Origin of the sequence: Staphylococcus sp. HMSC062A01, assembly GCF_001836805.1 — a bacterium.
GTDB classification, from domain to species: Bacteria; Bacillota; Bacilli; order Staphylococcales; family Staphylococcaceae; genus Staphylococcus; species Staphylococcus haemolyticus.
The window spans coordinates 140,515-162,873 of record NZ_KV830643.1 but is presented as its reverse complement, the minus strand read 5'-3'; the positions used below and the strand labels follow the sequence as shown (position 1 = coordinate 162,873).

The 22,359-nt window shown below is 31.6% G+C and carries 21 protein-coding genes and 2 pseudogenes; 13 read left to right on the top strand and 10 right to left on the bottom strand.

Going from position 1 to position 22,359, the window contains the following annotated elements; all coding sequences use genetic code 11:
- Nucleotides 1-101: 101 nt before the first annotated feature.
- Nucleotides 102-2,189, top strand: a complete 2,088-nt coding sequence (locus HMPREF2715_RS10765) for a YheC/YheD family protein (RefSeq protein ID WP_070581205.1) — start codon at nucleotides 102-104, stop codon at nucleotides 2,187-2,189.
- Nucleotides 2,190-2,323: 134 nt separating this feature from the next.
- Here the strand turns inward: HMPREF2715_RS10765 and HMPREF2715_RS10760 are convergent.
- Nucleotides 2,324-3,471, bottom strand: a pseudogene (locus HMPREF2715_RS10760) (IS3 family transposase).
- A 403-nt stretch (nucleotides 3,472-3,874) separates the two neighbouring features.
- Here HMPREF2715_RS10760 and HMPREF2715_RS11950 point away from each other — a divergent pair.
- Together HMPREF2715_RS11950 and HMPREF2715_RS12475 are read left to right on the top strand one after the other, a co-directional pair.
- Nucleotides 3,875-4,195 (top strand): annotated as a pseudogene (locus HMPREF2715_RS11950) (transposase); the annotation flags it as partial.
- On the top strand, nucleotides 4,156-4,305 hold the full coding sequence (locus HMPREF2715_RS12475) for an IS3 family transposase (RefSeq protein ID WP_141749000.1): 150 nt from the start codon (nucleotides 4,156-4,158) through the stop codon (nucleotides 4,303-4,305). The pseudogene HMPREF2715_RS11950 and the gene HMPREF2715_RS12475, both read left to right, overlap by 40 nt.
- 314 nt (nucleotides 4,306-4,619) lie before the next feature.
- On the opposite strand, the gene HMPREF2715_RS10745 is transcribed toward HMPREF2715_RS12475, so the two are convergent.
- From HMPREF2715_RS10745 to HMPREF2715_RS10720, 7 genes are all read right to left on the bottom strand, one after another.
- Nucleotides 4,620-5,165, bottom strand: a complete 546-nt coding sequence (locus tag HMPREF2715_RS10745; protein WP_053031304.1) for a DUF1541 domain-containing protein — start codon at nucleotides 5,163-5,165, stop codon at nucleotides 4,620-4,622.
- Nucleotides 5,166-5,184: 19 nt separating this feature from the next.
- The gene (locus HMPREF2715_RS10740; protein ID WP_070840106.1) at nucleotides 5,185-6,615 is read right to left on the bottom strand and encodes a multicopper oxidase family protein; all 1,431 of its coding nucleotides are present in this window, start codon (nucleotides 6,613-6,615) and stop codon (nucleotides 5,185-5,187) included.
- Nucleotides 6,616-6,632: 17 nt separating this feature from the next.
- Nucleotides 6,633-8,693 carry a heavy metal translocating P-type ATPase gene (locus HMPREF2715_RS10735; RefSeq protein WP_070678303.1) on the bottom strand — a complete coding sequence of 687 codons (2,061 nt, stop codon included), beginning with the start codon at nucleotides 8,691-8,693 and terminating at the stop codon, nucleotides 6,633-6,635.
- A 342-nt stretch (nucleotides 8,694-9,035) separates the two neighbouring features.
- A complete protein-coding gene (locus HMPREF2715_RS12355) occupies nucleotides 9,036-9,164 on the bottom strand; it encodes a hypothetical protein (protein ID WP_095327645.1) in 129 nt (42 codons plus the stop codon).
- 13 nt (nucleotides 9,165-9,177) lie between these two features.
- Nucleotides 9,178-10,062: a permease gene (locus HMPREF2715_RS10730; protein ID WP_070840103.1), complete on the bottom strand. Its 885-nt coding sequence runs from the start codon at nucleotides 10,060-10,062 to the stop codon at nucleotides 9,178-9,180.
- 88 nt (nucleotides 10,063-10,150) lie between these two features.
- The gene (locus tag HMPREF2715_RS10725; RefSeq protein WP_053031441.1) at nucleotides 10,151-10,471 is read right to left on the bottom strand and encodes an ArsR/SmtB family transcription factor; all 321 of its coding nucleotides are present in this window, start codon (nucleotides 10,469-10,471) and stop codon (nucleotides 10,151-10,153) included.
- Between the two features lie 45 nt (nucleotides 10,472-10,516).
- Nucleotides 10,517-10,711 (bottom strand): hypothetical protein, encoded by a 195-nt coding sequence (locus HMPREF2715_RS10720; protein ID WP_002441924.1) that lies wholly within the window; start codon nucleotides 10,709-10,711, stop codon nucleotides 10,517-10,519.
- A 282-nt stretch (nucleotides 10,712-10,993) separates the two neighbouring features.
- On the opposite strand from HMPREF2715_RS10720, the gene arsD reads away from it, so the two are divergent.
- The 5 genes from arsD (at nucleotide 10,994) to arsC (ending at nucleotide 15,221) form a co-directional block, all read left to right on the top strand.
- Nucleotides 10,994-11,341: an arsenite efflux transporter metallochaperone ArsD gene (arsD, locus tag HMPREF2715_RS10715; RefSeq protein ID WP_037537692.1), complete on the top strand. Its 348-nt coding sequence runs from the start codon at nucleotides 10,994-10,996 to the stop codon at nucleotides 11,339-11,341.
- Complete coding sequence (gene arsA, locus HMPREF2715_RS10710; RefSeq protein ID WP_070840101.1) at nucleotides 11,322-13,052, top strand: arsenical pump-driving ATPase; 1,731 nt, start codon at nucleotides 11,322-11,324, stop codon at nucleotides 13,050-13,052. Before arsD ends, arsA begins: the two co-directional genes overlap by 20 nt.
- Nucleotides 13,053-13,202: 150 nt before the next feature.
- On the top strand, nucleotides 13,203-13,517 hold the full coding sequence (locus HMPREF2715_RS10705) for an ArsR/SmtB family transcription factor (protein ID WP_049432317.1): 315 nt from the start codon (nucleotides 13,203-13,205) through the stop codon (nucleotides 13,515-13,517).
- 2 nt (nucleotides 13,518-13,519) lie between these two features.
- Entirely contained in the window at nucleotides 13,520-14,809 is a 1,290-nt protein-coding gene (arsB, locus tag HMPREF2715_RS10700) for an arsenite efflux transporter membrane subunit ArsB (protein WP_070678298.1), read from the top strand.
- Nucleotides 14,810-14,825: 16 nt separating this feature from the next.
- Nucleotides 14,826-15,221: an arsenate reductase (thioredoxin) gene (gene arsC, locus HMPREF2715_RS10695; RefSeq protein WP_037537704.1), complete on the top strand. Its 396-nt coding sequence runs from the start codon at nucleotides 14,826-14,828 to the stop codon at nucleotides 15,219-15,221.
- 61 nt (nucleotides 15,222-15,282) lie between these two features.
- On the opposite strand, the gene HMPREF2715_RS10690 is transcribed toward arsC, so the two are convergent.
- Nucleotides 15,283-16,041 (bottom strand): sulfite exporter TauE/SafE family protein, encoded by a 759-nt coding sequence (locus tag HMPREF2715_RS10690; RefSeq protein WP_070678295.1) that lies wholly within the window; start codon nucleotides 16,039-16,041, stop codon nucleotides 15,283-15,285.
- The gene (gene cstR / locus HMPREF2715_RS10685; protein WP_000456194.1) at nucleotides 16,038-16,298 is read right to left on the bottom strand and encodes a persulfide-sensing transcriptional repressor CstR; all 261 of its coding nucleotides are present in this window, start codon (nucleotides 16,296-16,298) and stop codon (nucleotides 16,038-16,040) included. The genes HMPREF2715_RS10690 and cstR overlap by 4 nt, the downstream gene beginning before the upstream one ends.
- A 138-nt stretch (nucleotides 16,299-16,436) precedes the next feature.
- On the opposite strand from cstR, the gene HMPREF2715_RS10680 reads away from it, so the two are divergent.
- From HMPREF2715_RS10680 to cch1, 5 genes are all read left to right on the top strand, one after another.
- Complete coding sequence (locus HMPREF2715_RS10680; protein ID WP_037537711.1) at nucleotides 16,437-17,504, top strand: DsrE/DsrF/DrsH-like family protein; 1,068 nt, start codon at nucleotides 16,437-16,439, stop codon at nucleotides 17,502-17,504.
- 18 nt (nucleotides 17,505-17,522) lie between these two features.
- Entirely contained in the window at nucleotides 17,523-18,851 is a 1,329-nt protein-coding gene (cstB, locus tag HMPREF2715_RS10675) for a persulfide dioxygenase-sulfurtransferase CstB (RefSeq protein ID WP_070678292.1), read from the top strand.
- Nucleotides 18,852-19,157: 306 nt separating this feature from the next.
- Entirely contained in the window at nucleotides 19,158-20,075 is a 918-nt protein-coding gene (locus tag HMPREF2715_RS10670) for a hypothetical protein (RefSeq protein WP_256327038.1), read from the top strand.
- Nucleotides 20,076-20,254: 179 nt separating this feature from the next.
- Nucleotides 20,255-20,548, top strand: a complete 294-nt coding sequence (gene ssb, locus HMPREF2715_RS10665; RefSeq protein WP_070678286.1) for a cassette chromosome ssDNA-binding protein — start codon at nucleotides 20,255-20,257, stop codon at nucleotides 20,546-20,548.
- Entirely contained in the window at nucleotides 20,545-22,338 is a 1,794-nt protein-coding gene (cch1, locus tag HMPREF2715_RS10660; protein WP_070840099.1) for a cassette chromosome replicative helicase, read from the top strand. Before ssb ends, cch1 begins: the two co-directional genes overlap by 4 nt.
- Nucleotides 22,339-22,359 lie beyond the last annotated feature (21 nt).

Here is a 22,359-nt window from a genome sequence, read left to right as displayed (position 1 = left end):
TTACGTAGAGTTTAAACTGTAATTGAAAATATCTGTAAACCCACATATAATAAGTGGTATGATATTAGTATGCATTTCAAGTTTAACAACGGAGGTTACAAATGAAAAACACTAGAAAGAAACCTTTAATAGGCATGCTTAGACATTTTGAAAATCCAAATACAATGGCTAAAGCAGCAGCTTTGTCTGCCGAAATGTTAGATTGTGATTTCTTCTTTTTTAATCCAAAAGATGTAGACATAAATCATAAAAATATAAATGGATTGTTTTTAAAGAATGGAGAATGGATCAGAATGGTAACTGAATTTCCGGATGTCATTGATAATTCGCCTTCAAAGAAAATATCGAAAAATATTTATCAAGAACTTGAAAAAACGATTCCGTTTACTATGCACAGAATAGGAAACAAAGATTTCGTGAACAAAAGGCTGATTAATGAAAGATATGCAGAGTTAGTAATCCCTTATAGAGATTTGAAAAATATCAATGATGTTAAGGAAATGCTGAGTGTACACTCGAGAATAATTATAAAACCTTCCGGCGGAAACCGCGGTAAAGGAATTATTTATATAGAAAAGAAAGATGATAAATATACAATAAGGGCCGCCGAAAATATAAATACATATAATGAAACAGAAGTTGAAAAATACATATATAAACTTACAAATAAAAATTATATTGTTCAGAAGTATATTTCTTCAGTGACTAAATCAAGTCTTCCTTTTGATATACGGATTCATGTAAGACGGGGAGAAGGGGGTAATTGGCAAAGTGTAAAAATTTATCCTCGAATTGGAAGCGGCAGAAGTGTTGAAAGTAATCTCAGTCAGGGAGGATCAATTGCAAAAATTGTCCCATTCCTTAAATACAACTTTGCTGAAAAATGGAAAGTGATACTCGACGAATTAAGAAAACTTGCTAAAGAATTTCCAGTATATTTTCAAAAGGGATATGATTATGAGTTAGATGCTTTAGGTTTAGATATTGGTATTGATGAAAATGGGAAGCTTTGGCTATTTGAAGTCAACTCATTTCCAGGATGTACAATGTTTGAGCTTGACGCTCAGGAAGTTGCCATGAAGTATGCGAAATATTTAGCATTGCAAGAAGAAAATAAGTTAACGGTAAATCAGATTGTAAAAAATGAAAATAAGAAACCGGTTATTGCTATGTTGTCACCGTCTAAAGGTATCAGCAAATTAAAAATGGCATGTGTCGCTGCAGCAAGTATGTATAATTGTGAGTTTTTCTATTTCACACCTGATGACATTGATTATGGAAATAAAATAATTCATGGAAAAACATACATAAATCATAAATGGGAAACTAAAGAATATTCATATATCCAAGATATTGATGTTGTATATGATCGTATTCGACTGGTGGGAAGAAAAAAATATAAGAAAATCTATGATACTTTGAGTCACATCCCTTTAACTCATAATGCATTTGGAGGTTCTTTAAATAAAATTGAGGTGTATGACAAATTTAAAGAAGAAGGTTCTTTAGCAGAATATATAATTCCTTATATTTATTATCAAAATACCAATGAAACAATTAAATTTATTAAAAAATATAAGAAGATTATCATAAAGCCCCAGATTGGTCTGATGGGTAATGATTTATATTATATTGAATTAAGTGACAAAAACTACAGAATTGTATATAAAAATAAAGAATTAAGTATGAATCAAGAAGAATTTGAACAATGGCTGAATAAAACTGTAGATAAGAATGCTTATGTTGTCCAGAAGTATATTATGAGTCGTACTAAGGATTATCAAGCATTTGATATCAGATCGCATCTAATGCGGAACTACAATAATAAGTGGGAAATCGTTGTGATTTTACCGAGAATTGGGATTGAATTTGAGAAAATGACGCCAATGAAACTGGGAGGTTATACAGGACTGTGGGAAGGTTTCATAAAGCGTAATTATGGCGATGAAAATTACGAAACTATTAATAAAAAAATGCGCTGGTTATCTAGAAGATTCACTGACTTATTTGAAGAATTATTTAAGACGAAAATAAGTGAGATAGGAATAGATTTTGCAATTGATGAGAATGGACATATCTATCTTTTAGAACTCAATTTAAGAAGACCAGGATTTCTCTATTATGAATTTGATGTTGCAAAAAGAGCAATCGGTTATGCAAAATATTTGTCTGAGATTAATAAAAAATAGTATGACAATTAATTTCTACTGAAAGAAAACTGAAATAATGGATTTACACTTAATAAATGAACTTAGCAATAAAGAAATTCATCAATCTTCTCATGGCACTGCCTGTCATTTTTGAGACAATAATAAAACACCCTCTAAACAGCCTTTTGACGGTATTGTACTGGCAACTGGCTGTTTAGTTTCTTTTGAATACGGATATGGTTATAATAGTCAATATACTCTTCGAAAATTTGTATTACACAAGCATTTGTTGTGCGATAGATTTCGTCGAGGTATAACATTTCAGACTTTAGCGAGGAGTGAAACGTTTCGATGAGGAAATTATCAGCGGGCGTGCCTTTACGGGACATACTCATGGTAATTCCTTTCTTTTTGACTGTTTTTTGATAAGCATAAGACGTATAAACAGAACTTTGATCACTATGAAGAATACAGCCCTCTGATAGCTCTGCTATTTGATTTAGGGTATCCAATACGAAGGCTGTATCTTGTGTGGATCCAATAGTGTAGGCCACGATTTCACCATTGCATAGATCCTTTATACTCGAAAGATACATCATAGATTGACCAAAAGGCAAGTACGTAATATCAGTCACTAATCTTTCGAGAGGCTGTATAGCCGTGAAATCACGTGATACGATATTGGGTGCTACATATACAGGTTGTCCTGTTCGCTTGCGTTTTTTCAATTTAACACGGCACTGCCAACCGTTCTTCTGCATGACACGTTGTACCCTTTTCTCACTTACACCAGGGTATAGACTGGCAATCATTCGATAGCCATAATGAAATTTATTCTTTTTACACAAGTCGCCAATCTGTTGGTCTCGTTCTTCTTTTTGTGTGTGCTGATTAGCTGTTTTACGCCAACGATAGTATGTAAATCGGGCTACTCCTAAGTGCAGGCACACTTTACTTACCGTCATTACTTCTTTTAACTCTTCTACTAGCTGATAACTGAACCACTACTTTTGGTACCACGTCCTCTCCAAGTCTCTGTACTTTTTTAAAATATCTACCTGTTGTCGCAAATACCGATTTTCTGCTTGAAGTTCAGCTGTTTCACTTTCATTTTCTGGTACTTTCCATACGTGTATTGCTTTCCAACAGGCTTTTGGAAGCGATGAAGTTCGCCATTACGATACCATTTCATCCATGTTTTGAGTTGCGTTACATTACGGATGCATAGTTCTTCCATTACTTGCTTCACAGGAACACCGGCCAATCTCATTTCAATAGCTTTCATTTTCACTTCTGCTGGATAACTTACTCTCGTCGCCATAGAAAAAACACCTCCAAATTGATTTCATAAGGTTCTATACCCTATTTTCAACGAAAGGTGTTTTTATTTGTCTCATTTTTTTAGGTCAGTTCCTATTGTGCTGCACCCCTAAAGTTGGACACTAAACCCAACTTTAGGGGTGTTTTTGTATGAAAAATAAAAAGCCTAGCTTTGAATTTAAGGTAAAGTAGTTAATGAATATTTAAACAAAGCAGGAGGATATAAATTTTTAGGTAAAAAGCATAATGTGAATAGATCGCTTATTCAAACATGGGTTGGACAATATAAAACATATGTCTAAGAAAGAAAATAGCCAAAAACAAGTATCGAAGAGTAAACTGCTGAATGAAACAAAACGCGAAGAGTTAGAACATCTAAGAGAAGAACTAAGGTCAAAGGCAAGAAATTATATCTATCAACAATTATGGACTGTTATAACTCTGAAATTATCACATATAAGGTCAGTCGTTCACCGAACTTAGATATCACGATTCAACCGTTAAAACAGGCGTTTGAACGACATCGAAATGATTTAAATCAATTAATGGTTCACTCGGATCAAGGATTTCATTATCAGTATAGTAGTTGGGGAAATACCATAACAGAATTTGGTGCGACAACGAGCATGTCACGTAAAGGGAACTGTTTAGATAATTCACCGACGGAGAACTTCTTTGGAATATTATGTTTTATGGAGAAGTCTTCAAGACATATGAAGCATTAGAAATCGCAGTACATGAATATATTAGATACTATAATAAAGATAGAATTGAGCTAAAATTAAAAGGCATGTCTCCTGATGAATTCGGAAAACATACCTTACAATCTGCTTAATTCTAAAAGTGCAACTTTTGGGTAGCACATCATATAGTCGTCTGTTTTTAAATAAGGACCTTTATTAAACTTTACAACAAAAAAACTTACTATCGATGATACGCTTCTGCGTATCAGTTAATGATGCGGTTTTTAATTATATAATTTCAATTAATAAGGTAATGAACAATTTTTTGATAAATGTTATTCTTCTAAAATTCTTTTTAATTTACACACTAAAAAAATATTCTCCTTAACAATAATAAGTTATTTAAATTATTGATTAAGAAGAATATTTTTTATATTTATTTATTTCTCAATTTAGAACTAGATTTTTAGCGTGCTTCCAGTTCATTTCCTGTCATCCATTTATGATTTTTTACCATTTTATCGTTTTCAGTCGATTTATAATCAACTACATAAACAGTTGTCTTGTTTACATCATCTATTTTTGCTTCTGCACCTTTCATTCCAGGCATATGGTCAGCTTCTAATTTCACTGTATCACCTTTCTTAAATCCATTTTCTGGAGCATCGGCAACCTCTTCATTAACAACCCATTTATGATTACTTACCTTTTCATCCCCGTTGGTAGGTGTATAGCTTACGACATAAGCATATGTTTCATAAGCGCCTTTAACAGTAGCTTTTGCGTTTTTCATACCTGGCATGTGTCCTGCTGTGATAGTAACTTTGTCACCTTTTTTAAATTTACTATCATCTGTACTTGTCATATCGTCTGGAACTTTACTTTCACTTTTGTGTTCCATATGTTCTTCTTGTTTTTGATCTTTAGTATTTTTATCTTCTTCCTTTCCATCTGAACAAGCTGACAATACTAATCCTGATGCTAATATAATAAACCCTAATTTTTTATACATATTTAAAATTCCTTATTTATTATTTTGTTACTTTTACTTGTCCCATCATACCGCTATCTTCATGTTCAAGGATATGACAATGAAACATGAATATTCCGGTGTTTTTAAAAACAACTTCGATTTTGGCTTTTTGACCAGGTTCCAAAGATATAACGTCTTTTTTACCTTTCATATCTTTTGGAGGTGCCTTCCCATCTACTGAAACAACTTTAAATTGAGTACCGTGAATATGGAATGGGTGCTTCATTCCCCCCATTTTGTCTTTAACGTTTTCAATTTCCCAAATTTCCTTTTTATCTTTCTTTTGCGTTAAATCTATTCTATTAGGATCAAATTTTTTGCCATTAATAGTGACCTTATCATCCATACCTTCTAGTTTTATTCTCTTATCTATTTTGGTAGTTATTTCCTTATTATCACTTTTTTCTTTGTTATTTATTGGTAAAATCACAGTATTATCATTATCGACAAGGTTGACTTTACCATTTTTTAATTTAGATAAATCGACAATTATCTCCTTTCTTTCAGAGGGAGCTAAATTTATCTCTTTTAACTGCTGAGGTTTGTCTAAAAATCCCCCATCTGAAGCAATGTATTCAAAACTTTTATTATTACTTAATTTAAGATTTAAATCTCGAGCGTTAGAACCATTTAAAAGTCTTAAACGAACTTTTCCTTCTTTTGTTGTTAATTTAGGATTTACTTTCCCATTAACAATTACTGTATCACCTTGAGTACCATCTATATCTTTTGTTTCTGAATAATCTAATTTTTTTGATATAAACGTTTTATCCTGAATGATTATAGGTAAATCATTTTTTCCATACTCATTAGGATAATTATGATTTTTACCGTCCTCTATATATAATAGACCAGATAGTCCATTGTAAACTTGTTTAGCAGTATTTGGAGAAGGATGAGGATGATACCATAATGTAGCAGCTTCTTGTTTGACTTCAAATTTAATTATTTTTTCTTCACCTGGTTTTATAACTTGAGAAGGACCGCCATCTACTTTTCCATCAATTTCAAGACCGTGCCAATGAAATGTCGTATTTTCGTCTAAATTATTAACTAACTTAATTTTTACTTTTTCACCTCTTTTAAGTTTCAGAGTTGGTCCGAGCAGATTTCCATTATATCCTAAAGTTTCAGAAAAATTATCTTTATAAAATTCTGTCTTTCCCTCCTGTGCATTTAATGTATAATTCTCATATCCATTTTTATCTTTTTCAGATTTTAAAATTTCCGGAAAAATTATTTCATTTATTCCTTTTGAGGAATTTAATTTTTTTCTTTCATCGTGTCCTTCCATATCCATTTCATCATTTTGTTTTTGTTTATCTTCTTCCATATTCATATTGTGCATACTTTCTGCCAATACATTATGAGGTCTTATAAGTAATATTGAAAACAAAATAATAAAAATCGTAAATATATTTTTACTCATAGATTTGTATTCCCCTTTTATTTTAATTTTAATGTAAAAGCATTAATTGCTACGATGACTGTACTTAAAGACATCAGTATTGCACCTATAGCTGGTGATAATATTAAACCAATAAAAGCTAATAGACCGGCGGCAAGAGGGACTGCTACAATGTTATATCCAGCACCCCACCATAAGTTTTGCACCATTTTTCTCATAGTATTATTTGAAAGGGTCAAGAAATGAATAATATCTGATGGATTACTTTTAACAAGTATGATATCACCTGAATCCACTGCAACATCTGTGCCTGCACCAATTGCTATACCAATATCGGCTCTTATAAGACTCGGCGCATCGTTGATACCGTCTCCAACCATCATGACTTTTTTACCGTCACTTTGATAATCTTTTATAATGCTTTCCTTATCTTCTGGCATGAGTTGTGCGTGGACATCACTAATACCTAATTCTTTTGCGACAGCGTGTGCCACTTCGTTATTGTCACCTGTAAGCATGACTGGTGTAATATTTCTTGACAGTAAATCAGCTACCATTTGTTTTGAGCTTTCTTTAATTTGATCTCCTTGAGCAATCATACCAATGACTTGTTGATCCTCAATTAAATAGCTGATTGAATTACCTTGTTGAGCTAATTTAGTAAACAAGTCATTGTCATAATTAAGTTTATGTTTATCAAGATAAGAGACATTTGTTATTTTATATGTTTTATCATCAATTAGACCTTCTAATCCGACACCTGGAATATTATTAACGTTTTGTGGATTAGTAAATGAAACATTTTTACTTTTCGCAAAATCAACAATACTTATAGCTAATGGGTGATTAGATTGACTTTCTAATGAGGCAAAAAGGCTTAATATAGTATCATTGCTTAATCCTTCTTTAAAACTTTCATAATGATTCACAGAAAAGTTACCCTCAGTTAAAGTACCAGTTTTATCCATCATTACATAATCGATATGTTGAGCTATTTCTACAGACTCTCTATTTTTAATAATTAAACCATTATGTGCACCAATTGAAGTAGAACGTGCAGTGACTAAAGGTATTGCCAATCCTAAAGCATGTGGACAAGCAATGACTAACACAGTTACAAGACGTTCGAGTGCAAAATCAACATCATTTTGAATGAGCATCCAGACAATAAAAGAAATCACGCCAACAATTACAGCAAAGTAGAATAAATAACCCGCTACTTTATCAGATAACAATTCAGCACTAGATTTATCATTTTGTGCTTGATTAACAAGTCCCATAACTTGAGAAAGATATCCATCTTCTCCCACAGCTGTAACCTTGACTTGTATTGTTCCAGACCCATTAATAGAACCCCCGATGACGTTGTCATTTTGATTTTTTTGTACTTTTTTAGATTCTCCAGTGACTAGGGATTCATCTATAGATGTTTGTCCTTGAACGATAACACCATCTGTTGGAATGCTTTCTCCGGCTTTTACTTCGACGATATCATCAGTCATGATGTCTGATATTTTAACTTCTTCGCGTTGGCCATTATCCATAACTTTAATAGCACTATTAGGTAACAGTTCTGCCATTTTCTTTAAAGCATCTCCAGCATTTCCGACAGCATTCATTTCTATCCAATGTCCTAATAGCATAATTAAAATTAAGGTTGCTAATTCCCAGAAAAAGTCCATTGTATGACCAGTTGCACTACTAAAGTTATTCATATAAAAAGCATACAAGCTATAAATATAAGCTACTGAAATACCTAGGGCAACTAAGGTCATCATACCTGGTTTTTTTGTAGCAATTTCATCTTTACCACCAGACAAGAACGGTTTACCACCATAAAAGAATAAAATTGTACTTAATATTAACACTACCCATTCAGAACCTGGAAATGTGAATTGAAAAGGTAAGTTAACACCCATCAGTGGCGATAAAAGAATGATAGGTATTGCAAAAATTAATGAAACAAAAAACTTAACTTTAAAATTTCCATGATGATGTGCATGGCCACTATGATGATGTGAGGCATGGTTATCATGATGCATTTGATTGGAATGATTCATGTGATTTTGATGATTATGCTCTTCACCATTATTATTCAAATTAACCCCTCCTGATGAAAATGTTATAGTAAAGTTACTTATACTATAACACATACCCCCCCGCGGTATAAATAGATTTGATTTATCTCCATTTATGGATTTATTTATATCATTCCGAAAATGATGTCTACACGTCCTACAATAGACCTTGTCATCGATGTTTAAAACAAGATTTTAATTAAACGATTTCATCTGAACTATCGCATGACAATACATTCTGACCAATGTTAGCATTAGCAAATTTTCCTTAACTGAAACGAAAGAACGACAAATTCCATACTATTACATTGGAATTTGTCGTTCGCTTATATGTTATAAGCATATATTTTACAGACTTCTAAATTAATTGTTACAACAATTATTATTATCCTGCTGTTCTTTTTCATTCTTCTCTGTTTTTTCTTCAATTTTTACAGAACAACATGATTGATCCTGAGGTTTCATTTTATTTAATACATCTTTGATTCCCATTAACTCACCCCCTTTAAATAATGATGTTCACTATCAAACCTGTAACAATAGCCACAACTAAAATTGCGATAACGAATGAGACTACAAATTTTTTCTCGAATAATTTCGATAATAATACAACTTCCGGAATACTTGCACCAGCACCACCAATGATCAACGCAACTACTGTTCCTAAAGGCATCCCTTTTGATACTAATGCCTCAGCTATGGGTAACATTGTTTCAGGTCTAATATACATTGGAATGCCTATAACAGATGCAATGAATACAGATATAACGCCATCACCACTTGCGTATTTTGTAATAAATGTTTCGGGTACAAATCCATATATGAACGCTCCAATAAACACACCAATCAATAGGTAAGGAAGCATTGGATATAAAAATGCCCACGCATCATTTAATGCTTGTTTAAAACGAGATCCATGTTTATTAGCAAAAAATCCATCGCCTTTAACATTTACGCCTTTATAACTTTCAGCTAAATTCATTTTTGAAAATACTAAACCAGTTAAAATACTAAAAATAGCTAGTACTACAAAATAAACGACTGCAACTTTCCAACCTAATAAAGCCCATAACATAAACACCATTAATGGATTCATTAATGGTGAAGCAATTAAGAAACTCATTGCTGGACCAAAAGGTACTTTAGAGTTTAATAGACCTGCGAGTATAGGAATTGTAGAACAAGAACAAAATGGGGTCATAGCACCAAACACCGTCCCCAACATATAACTAATTGCTTGATTAGGCTTGCTCAAAAGTCTTTTGATTTTTTCTTCCGAAACTACTTGTTGAATTAAACTTACAATAAAGCTCACGATGATGAATAGTATTAATAATTCAAAAAACAACATTAAAAATGTTTTTATGAATTCTATAATTGAGTCTAACATCAGTATAACGCCTCCGAATTTATTTAATCAACTTTTTTTGATTTATTAATCAAAAAAAGTTGATGTATATTGTATTAGAAGAAGACACTTATAGTATCTTACAACAAGTATCTTCATTCAAAACTACCTGTATTTGTTGTTCATTAATTTTGTAATAATTCCATGTCCCATGCTTTTCAGCACTCAGTATATTAGCATCTACTAATTTTTTTAAATGATACGAAAGTTTAGATTGCTTTAACTCTAAAATTTCTTCTAAATCACAAACACATAAAGATTTTGAATCGCTTTGACGTATTGAATGTAGTATTTTTAATCTGATTTTATCGGCAAGTGCATTAAACATATTTTCATAAAAGTCAAATTGTTGATCTTCACTCATATCAGTCTTTGCTTTAATAACTTCCATAAAAGACCATCCTTTTTATAATATTTCATTGAGTTTATATTATCTTTATTTCAATTCTTGAATTGCTTGTTTATAGTTATTTTTTGTTGATTCTCCATACTGATTAATGTTCCCTTTAAAGAACTCCTTCTCCATATATATTGTAGCTTCTTTTAAATTGATTTCTCTTGATAGCATAACAAGATTTAAATAACTTACAAAGTAACCAACAGTTAAAGTACTTGCATGGTTTACTCGCAATCAAGCACACCTCCTTTTTATCAAAGCAGTTTTATATCATTCAATACATCAATTTTTTTTGATATATTAAATATAAATCAGTATACATATTATCGCAAGAAAAAAACTATAATTCTTTCATAAACTTAGGCATTGCTCACAGAAATATTAAAATAATTTTTTCATAAATTGTATTATTAAGAATTAAATTTAGTAAAATTTTTAAAACTCAAATAAAAACATAGACATCAATCTATATAGATGTTAGTCTATAATCGAAAATTAATTAATGAGGTGAGTATAATGTTAAATATTGAAATATACGAAGAAGCTATGTGCTGTTCTACTGGTGTATGTGGTCCAGAACCGGATGAAACACTAATAAAGACAAACCAAATCAATGAATATTTAAAACAAAATCAAATAGAAGTTCAACGTTATAATATGAACAGTAATCCGAATGAATTTATTAAAAATAAAGAAGTTATTCGTTTAATTCAAGACAAAGGTAATGAAGTTTTACCAATCACTTTTATAGAAGGAAATATAGCTAAAACGGGCGCTTATATTACCCAAGAAGAAGCCGATGAAATTATTACAGTTAATCAAATGAGAAATGGAGGATGCTGTGATGGAGATGGATGCTGTTAAATACTTAAATAAATTGAATCTAGATAACATTGAGTTAACAAAATATTTGTTTTTTACTGGTAAAGGTGGCGTAGGCAAAACGACGATATCAAGTTTTATTGCTTTAAACTTAGCAGAGAATGGAAAGAAAGTAGCTTTAGTAAGTACTGATCCAGCTAGTAATTTACAAGATGTATTTCAAATGGAATTATCTAATAAATTAACTAAATATCAACCTATACCTAATCTCTCTATAGCCAATTTTGACCCGATTGTTGCTGCAGACGATTATAAAGCACAATCTATAGAACCTTATGAGGGTATTCTACCAGAAGTTGTGCTTTCTGAGATGAAAGAACAGTTAAGTGGTTCATGTACAGTTGAAGTAGCAGCATTTAATGAATTTACAAATTTTTTATCCGATAAAACTTTAGAACAAGAATTTGATTTCATTATATTTGATACAGCTCCAACAGGTCACACCCTGAGAATGCTTGAATTACCTTCTGCATGGACAGATTATTTAAATACAACGAGTAATGACGCTTCTTGCCTAGGGCAATTATCAGGATTGGATGAAAATAGAGATAAGTATAACTTAGCATTGGAAAAATTACGCAATCCAAAAGATACGACAATGATGTTAATTGCTAGACCTAACCACTCTTCTATATATGAAATTCAAAGAGCGCAAAAAGAATTACAACAACTGTCAATTTCTAAATTCAAAGTAATCATTAACAACTATATAGAAGAAAGTTACGGTTTAATTTCGAGTCAGATGAAATTAGAACAAGATAAAAACATTAATCATTTTACTGAATGGTTAAATAACAATCATGCTTATTATGTTCCATATAAAAAACAGAAAGAAGAAGGTATAGAAAATTTATCTAATCTATTAAATGATGATAACTTAATTGAAAATGATGACTTTATTGTTGAAGATCATCCGCAATTCAATGAATTAATAGAGGAAATTGAAAATAGTAAAGTTCAATATTTATTTACAATGGGAAAAGGTGGTGTTGGTAAAACGACAGTAGCAACGCAATTAGCTACAGCGTTATCTAATAAAGGATATCGTGTTCTTTTAGCAACTACTGACCCTACTAAAGAAATTAATGTTGAAACCACAAGTAATTTAAATACTGCTTATATTGATGAAGAACAAGCATTAGAAAAGTATAAAAAAGAAGTACTAGCCACAGTGAATGATGATACACCACAAGACGATATTGATTATATTATGGAAGATTTAAAATCACCTTGTACAGAAGAAATAGCATTTTTCAAAGCCTTTAGTGACATTATGGAAAACCAAGAAGACATGGATTACGTAATTGTAGATACAGCTCCTACAGGCCATACCTTGCTGTTACTTGATTCTAGTGAAAATCATCATAGAGAATTAAAGAAAAAATCAACTCAAACTACCAGTAATGTTGAAACATTATTACCTAAAATTCAAAATAAAAATTTAACACAGATGATAATCGTAACACTAGCAGAAAAAACACCTTATTTAGAATCTAAACGTTTAGTAGAAGATTTAAATAGAGCTAATATAGGCCATAATTGGTGGGTTGTTAATCAATCGTTAGTTACGCTAAATCAACGTGATGACCTTTTTAGTAACAAAAAAGAAGATGAATCATTTTGGATAAACAAGATTAAAAATGAAAGTCTTAATAATTACTTTGTCATACCTTATCGAATATCAGAATATTAATGTTATTAATTATAATGAGACCTATGCGATAAATAAAGTCTACTTTAAACCAGTTAATAATTTAGAAGTTAAGCAAGTATATAATTTATCAAGTGACAATAAAAATTATCAACGTTATAAAAGGTTCCAAGTAGAAAGGAAGAAGAAAAATTGAATTATAAAGAAATTTCACAATACTTAAAAGTGATGGCTGATAGTAGTCGTCTTGAAATATTAGATTTGTTATCTTGTGGTGAATTATGCGCTTGTGATTTATTAGAGCATTTTTCTTTTTCTCAACCCACATTAAGTCATCATATGAAAGTATTAAAAGACAATAATTTAATTACATCTAGAAAGGATGGTAATAAAAATTTATATAAATTGAATCATGACGTATTGGATAACGTTACATCACGACTCACTCTATTGAGTTCCTGTACTGTCCCATGTATATGTGAAACAGTAGAGAAAGGTGAGTGTTAACAATGACAATATTAGCAATCACTATTTTTATATTAACGTTAATTTTTATCATTTGGCAACCTAAGGGGTTAGATATTGGTATTACAGCATTGATTGGTGCTATTATCGCCATTATTACAGGCGTTGTTAGTCTCTCGGATGTTATTGAAGTTACAGGCATTGTTTGGAATGCGACGTTAACCTTTGTCGCTGTTATACTCATTTCATTAATTTTAGATGAAATTGGATTTTTCGAATGGGCGGCTATACATATGGTCAGAGCTTCAAATGGTCATGGGTTTAAAATGTTTGTCTACATTATGTTGTTAGGCGCTATTGTAGCAGCTTTCTTTGCGAACGATGGAGCTGCATTAATTCTCACTCCAATCGTGCTCGCTATGGTAAGAAATTTAGGGTTTAATCAAAAAGTCATTTTTCCTTTTATCATTGCAAGTGGATTCATTGCAGATACTACGTCTCTTCCATTAATTGTAAGTAATTTGGTTAATATCGTTTCTGCTGACTACTTCCATATTGGATTTATTGAATATGTAAGTCGCATGATGATTCCAAATCTATTCTCTTTACTTGCAAGTATTGTTGTATTATGGCTATATTTCAGAAAAGTTATTCCTAACCATTTTGAAATTAAAAACCTTAAAACACCTGATCAAGCCATTAAAGATCCAAAATTATTCAAGTTTTCATGGATTGTTTTATCAATCTTATTCATTGGTTATATAGTTAGTGAATTTATTCAAATTCCGGTATCGATAATTGCTTGTTCAATTGCGTTTATATTTACTGTATTGGCCTATCAATCAAGCGTTGTAAGCACGAAACAAGTGATTAAAGGCGCACCTTGGAATATTGTGCTCTTTTCTATAGGAATGTATTTAGTTGTATTTGGTCTGAAAAACGTGGGTATTACTGCATTATTAGCTAATATTCTATCAAGTATATCAAACTATGGATTGTTTAGCAGTGTTATAGGTATGGGCTTTATATCCGCATTCCTTTCATCCATTATGAATAATATGCCTACCGTATTAATTGATGCAATTGCTATTGGACAGTCTGCAACTACCGGTTTAATTAAAGAAGGCATGATTTATGCCAATATCATCGGTTCAGATTTAGGACCTAAAATCACACCTATCGGCTCCTTGGCAACACTACTATGGTTGCACGTTTTAACACAAAAGGGAGTAAAAATTTCATGGGGCACATATTTTAAAACAGGTATTGTTATTACGATTCCTGTTCTGTTTATCACATTAGTTGGTTTATACGTTACACTTATTATATTTTAAAAAAGAGGTGTCAATGATGACAAAGAAAATAATTTACTTTATATGTACAGGTAATTCATGCCGTAGCCAAATGGCTGAAGGTTGGGCTAAGAACATCTTAGGTGATGAATGGCAAGTATATTCTGGCGGTATTGAGGCACACGGTGTCAATCCGAAAGCAATCGAAGCGATGAAAGAAGTTGGAATTGATATCTCAAATCATACTTCTAATTTAATTGACAACACTATACTAAACCAATCTGATTTAGTAGTAACTCTATGTAGTGATGCTGATCAAAACTGTCCTGTATTGCCGTCTAATGTAAAGAAAGAACATTGGGGATTTGACGATCCTGCTGGCAAACCTTGGTCAGAATTCCAACGTGTTAGAGATGAAATCAAAGCAGCCATTGACTCATTTAAGGCTAGATAAATTTTAAGCGTCTCAATATCATTGAGACGCTTTTTAATAGATTTTCTCTCATATAATGTTCTTAAAAAATCAACTTAATAATTGCAACGACGATTAAAACACATATTATCGTTTTTTGAATATAGTCAGGTATTTTCTGGCCCATTTTCATACCTAGAGGCGTAAATATTATACTACCTAAAATTAACGGTATTGCACTATTGATAGGAATATAACCCTGTAATAATTTAATAATAAATGCTCCAATAGAAGAAATGAATGCAATTACAATACTATTTGTAACCACCATATTCATTGGTAATTTAAATATAACAAGTAGTACTGGAATAATAATAAATGCTCCACCAGCTCCTACAATACCAGATACCAAACCGATGATACCACCTATTGTAATTAAAAGTAGACGATTTAACTTAATATGACTAGTAGATGGTGTGACTTTTATAAACATTAGAATAAGAGCTAGTAATGCAATAATAATATAAACTGTATTAACAAACTGAACATTTATTAAATTCGCTAAGATTGCACCTAGCATACTACCTATTACCATTCCACTTCCCATATTAAGTATAAGCGTTCTAGAAAAATTTTTACTTTTATATGCGTTTAAAGATCCACTCAATGTACTAAAAAACACCTGACTTGAAGTTAATCCTGAAGCAATATAAGCACTATAAGTAGGTAAACCAAATAATGGTGGTAATAATAAGAGAGCCGGGTAAATAACAATGGCTCCCCCTATACCGACTAATCCAGAAATAAATCCTCCTAAGATACCAATAACTAACATTACTATAATTGTTGTTATATTTATCATTTACTTTTTATCAATAATTCAACTGCTTCATTAATTAGTGCCTGAGAATCTTCACTATTTTCTTCAGACATTTTGACGCATTCTACCAAGTTCTCACTAATGATAATACCCATTAAACGTTGAATAGAACTTTTAGAGGCACTTAATTGACTGATGACGTCTTTACAATTTTTTTCTTCCTCCATCATTTTAATGACTCCATTAAGCTGTCCTTGTATGCGATGAATACGATTAATCATTTTTTTATTATATTCCAATATATTTCACTCCACATTAATTTTTAATACTTACATCATATTGATTAAATTTTAGTTTGTCAAATACCCCCATAGGTATTTGACAAACTATCTAATTCGTTATAATATACCCCCATAGGTATTTAAAAGGAGGCAATTATGTCACAATATAAAACGAAACACATTAATGATTTCACTAAAAAAGAATTACAAGAATTGAGTTCTAAGGGTCAATTAATTGACGTTCGACATCCTGAAGAATTTGAATTAGGACACATTAAAAACGCTTTATTACATTCAGTTGAAAATATAGAGACTTTTAAACAAAGCAAAAATAAAACTTACTATATCTATTGTAAAAGTGGTAATAGAAGTAGAAAAGCCAGTCAATTTCTTGCACAACGCGGATACGATGTGGTGAATTTAGACGGAGGTTATACCGCATACGAACAACAACATCATAATGATAATTTATCTAAAGTAAAAGAAGATAGAGAAATTAAAGATAATCGTAAGACATTCAATTATAGTAATCTACAGTGTCCAGGACCTATTGTTAATATTAGTAAAGAAATCAAAAACATCGCTATTGGTGACCAAATAGAAGTTGTTGTAACTGATCACGGATTTTTAAATGATATTAAAAGTTGGGTCAAACAAACTGGACATACACTTGTTAGACTCAATGATTCTGGTAATGAAATTCGCGCTATTATTCAAAAAGAAGAAAATAAAAATATAGAAGTGACACACACGAAAAATGGAACAACGATTGTTTTATTTAGCGGCGAGCTAGATAAAGCAGTTGCAGCAATGATTATTGCTAATGGTGCTAAAGCCGCAGGTAGAGATGTAACCATCTTTTGTACATTTTGGGGCTTAAATGCACTTAAAAAAATTCAAAGTCAACGTATTAAGAAAAAAGGTATTGCAAAACTTTTTGACTTCATGCTTCCACATTCACCAATTAACATGCCTATTTCTAAAATGAATATGTTTGGTTTAGGCAATCTAATGATGCGTTATGTCATGAAAAAGAAAAATGTCGATACTTTACCTTCTCTTATTGATCAAGCAGTTGAGCAAGGTGTTAAACTTATCGCTTGTACAATGAGTATGGATTTGATGGGCATTACAAAAGAAGAACTACGTGATGATGTAGAATACGGTGGCGTAGGTGCATATATTGGATATACAGAACAAGCTAATCACAATTTATTTATATAATTAGAAAGGAATGATATTATGTTTTTTAAACAATTTTATAATAAACATTTATCTCAAGCATCTTATTTAATCGGTTGTCAAAAAACTGGAGAAGCCATGATTATTGATCCTATTCGTGACTTATCTTCATACATTCGAGTTGCTGATGAAGAAGGTTTAACTATTACTCATGCAGCTGAAACACATATACATGCAGATTTTTCTTCAGGAATTAGAGATGTTGCTATAAAGTTAAATGCTAATATTTATGTATCAGGTGAAAGTGATGACACATTAGGTTATAAAAATATGCCTAACCACACTCATTTTGTTCAACATAATGACGATATTTATGTAGGAAATATAAAATTAAAAGTGCTTCATACACCTGGTCACACGCCAGAAAGTATAAGTTTTTTACTTACTGACAAAGGTGCTGAAGCACAAGTTCCAATGGGACTATTCAGTGGTGATTTTATTTTTGTAGGAGATATTGGTAGACCTGATTTACTAGAAAAAGCGGTTAAAGTAGAAGGATCATCTGAAATAGGCGCTAAACAAATGTTTAAATCGATTGAAAGTATTAAAGACTTGCCAGACTACATTCAAATTTGGCCTGGCCATGGCGCTGGTAGTCCTTGTGGTAAATCTTTAGGTGCTATTCCAACATCTACTCTTGGCTATGAAAAACAAACGAACTGGGCTTTTTCTGAAAATAACGAAGCTACCTTTATCGATAAACTCATTTCTGACCAACCTGCACCACCACATCATTTTGCACAAATGAAAAAAATTAATCAATTCGGTATGAATTTATATCAACCTTATACGGTTTATCCAGCTACAAATACAAACAGATTAACTTTTGATCTCCGCAGTAAGGAGGCTTATCATGGTGGACATATTGAAGGTACAATCAATATTCCATATGATAAAAATTTCATCAATCAAATTGGCTGGTATCTAAACTATGATCAAGAAATTAACTTGATTGGAGACTATCACCTTGTTTCAAAAGCAACACACACCTTACAACTCATTGGATACGATGATATTGCTGGATATCAATTACCGCAATCTAAGATTCAAACACGTTCCATTCATAGTGAAGACATTACAGGTAACGAATCACATATATTAGATGTACGTAATGATAATGAATGGAATAATGGCCACTTATCTCAAGCGGTTCATGTACCACACGGCAAACTTTTAGAAACAGATTTACCTTTCAATAAAAACGATGTTATTTATGTACACTGTCAGTCTGGCATTAGAAGTTCGATAGCTATTGGTATTTTAGAACACAAAGGTTATCACAACATTATTAATGTAAATGAAGGTTATAAAGATATACAACTTTCTTAATATTTATACTAATGAAGAAGGACTATAAGTAGTTAGACATAGCTTATAGTCCCTTTTTATAAATTTAAAATTTTGTAAATTAATAAATGTATTCTTTTAATTTCTATTGTTCAATCCACTTTATAACGAAATTACTTAATACAAATAATTATAACAAATCAAGAACCTATGTTCTCTCTATATATTCACAATTCTTAAGATATAATTATTTAAAAATTAGAAATGAGTGATTTGATGTATAGCAATTGGGGACATGAGTTACAATCAATAATTGAAAATATGGATACAAAGGAAGTAAAAGAAGTGATGAGTCAAGCAAGTAAATCTTATGAGGAATTAAATAATAATCGCAACACTCGTAACAAGGTAAAATATCCAATGATTTTAACTGACATAGTTAAATATGAATTATATCTTCTTGATGGATGCAGTAATACAAATGAAGAAAATAAGCAAAAAAAATGGGAAGATCATGATTTATTTGTGCCAACTAAAACTAACTTTTCAGCAAATTTCAAAAAGTTTTGCCTTGCACTTGGTATTGATTCTGAAAATTTTAAAATTGGAAAATCCTATGCATTTAAATGTGATAGTAAATTTGTTATACATGATATATTGTCGAATAACTCTGATTATATCCATTTTTTAAAAAATGGCGTTAATAAAAAAGATATAGAATCTACAAATAAAATTAATGATAACTTATATTATTTTATAAAAAATGAAATTACTAATCCTATTGATTATAAAACTGCTATGACAAATTACTATTTATATTTCTTAATCGATTCAAATATCGAAGTTGGTATAAAATCTAAGGTTATCGATATAATAACAGCTCCAAATGTTAGCAGTGCTCAAAAAATAGATATAATTAATTACTATATGGATGAATTAGATGAACTCAAGGATGAAGTTAATGTAAGATTAGCTGCATCTCAATCTTATAGCTATAGTGACTATTTAGAACAAGAACGCCGCGTTCAAATTGACGTAAATCTTGCGAAATATTTAACTAACAAAGAAACTAAAGCATCTGCCCCTAAAGCCCTAGTCATTAGATTATTAAGTCAAAGTGAGTTAGTGGATACACCAAAGTACACCAAAGAAAATCGCAATAAACTTATTGCTGAATTAAAAAAAGCTTTAAATTATCATTATAAGAAAGATATTGATAAAGATGAAGATAATCAATCTGAATATTTTTTTATAACAACGAAATAGTTATCATTATTAAAGAAGTGCCGATGAAAATCGGCACTTTTTTTGTCAATATATTACACGAAAATTTTTGTATGGAATTTTCAAGTCTATTTTACAGACTTACTCTTCACACTATTACCTATATAGTTATATATGTATTCGGCCGATACACAAATTAATACATTTGGAGGTAAATAATTATGCAGTACAAAGGTGAAGAGTTTAACGAAGTTAAAAGAAGACGTTTAGGTGTTGCTTTCAGTCTATCTGAAGACCCTACATTTACATTTCATGACTTAAAAATAAAAACTGAGACATGTTCAACTGAATTACAACAAGATGTTGGTCGCTGGTTTTCATACTTTATAAAGAACATGCCAAATGTCCCATTTGTCATTATTGGTAAGAATAGCAACAGGAACTTAGTGTATCGTAAAACAGGACCAAATCCAATGCGTCACAAAAGTAACTGGAAAGGAGGTGGGTTCCAATGAACCCTTCAAACTTACCTTTCAAACTTGGGAATGCGATTTTGACAATGGTCGGTTGGTTTTTAATTATCCCTGCCAAGAAAAATGAAGATGATGATAAAAAAGTTTTCATATCAAGCCCCATTGTTATAACAGCAAGATTCATAGATCCCGAGACTAAAGTTGAAAAAATTATTTTATCAGATTTTAATAATACCGAATTAATTGAAGAGGCTGATATTTTATCATCACAAAAGCTTCCTACCATCATCAAATTCGGATTCAATGTTAATGAAAAATTTACCCGCGATTTGGGATTCATTCTTCAACAAATGCGAACTCAAACACCTATATCGCCAATGTATCAAGGTGTTGGTGTGATTAGCACTGAGAATTACCCTATCATATCGTTGGATGAACCTTATTTATCTAAAAAAGTACAGCATTCTTTAAATGAAGATATCCTATGCAACACACAATATGATTTGCAACCTAAAGGTACTTTTAGGAACTGGTGGCAAATGTATCTTGATGAAGTAAAAGGGAACTTGTTGCTAGAGCTTGCCGTGGTATTTGGTGTTTCTTCTTTAGTGACTGCGTACTTAAAAGCAAAACATGAGGTTGAATTTGCAGGCACTATTTTCTCGTTTGTAGGCAACTCTAGTAGCGGTAAAAGTACTAGTGGTGCACTTTCAGCTAGTGTGGCGGGTAATGTAGACAAAGGCTCAAATACATTAATGAAATCACTTAACGGAACACGTAATGGAATAGAAAGTTACCTAAATGATAATCACGGTGTCCCTATTGTATTAGATGAGTTGTCCTCTTCCTCATTTCAAGATTCTACCGGACTTCTGTACAGTATTGCAGAAGGACTAGGACGACAACGTTCAGATATAAACGGCAAGGCTAAAGGTATCCGACATTGGGGAACTAGCATTATAGTAACAGGCGAACATAGTATTTTTAAAGACTCAGCAAAAAATGATGGGCTACGGGTTAGAACCATCGAAATTAACGAACATTTCACTAAAAGTGCTGAAAATGCTGATGCCATTAAAAAGGCAACATTAACTAATTACGGTCATGTGATGCCCTTAGTCGCCGAGTACCTACTTAATCGTGAAGCAGAAGTCATTCAATGGTTCCGAACTGAGCATCAATGGTTCAAAACGCAACTAGAAAATGAAACGAGCAATACAGGTATCCGCATGTTCAAGCGCTACGCCACTATTACGACTTCAGCACTAATATTAGAACGTGTGATCGCGACACCTATCGATTTGGATGCAGTTAGAGACTACCTCATTAACTATCATTTAGATTCTGTTAGTGAAAGAGATCTGTCTTCCAAAGCTCTCGAAACTATCACCCAATTTGTGGCACAGAATAGAGGAAAATTCTCGGAAAACAATAAACTCTCAAATATGATCGAAAATTACGGGCTTATTGAACTGAAAGATGATCATATTCAAGTGAAAATACTGAAAGATGTTTTTAAACGCATGTTAGAAGAAAACCAATATCAAGATGAACAAAATGTCGTCAATTCACTGCGAGATAAAGGACATATTCAATCTGATCGTAACCGTAAAACAACTAAACGTAGTATCAAAGATGCAACGGGCAAATCAAAAACGATAGTATTCTATCATCTTAAATTGGATAAAGAACTTGCATCTATTTTTGGCTTAAGTTCCAATACAGAAACTTTCACACCACCGAAATTTGATGATAATACAAATCCAGATTTGCTTAATAATTTTATTAAACAAGCGAAAGAAAAAGAAGCAAGTGACGATTTAGAACTATAAATTTGAATATTATACCGCTAC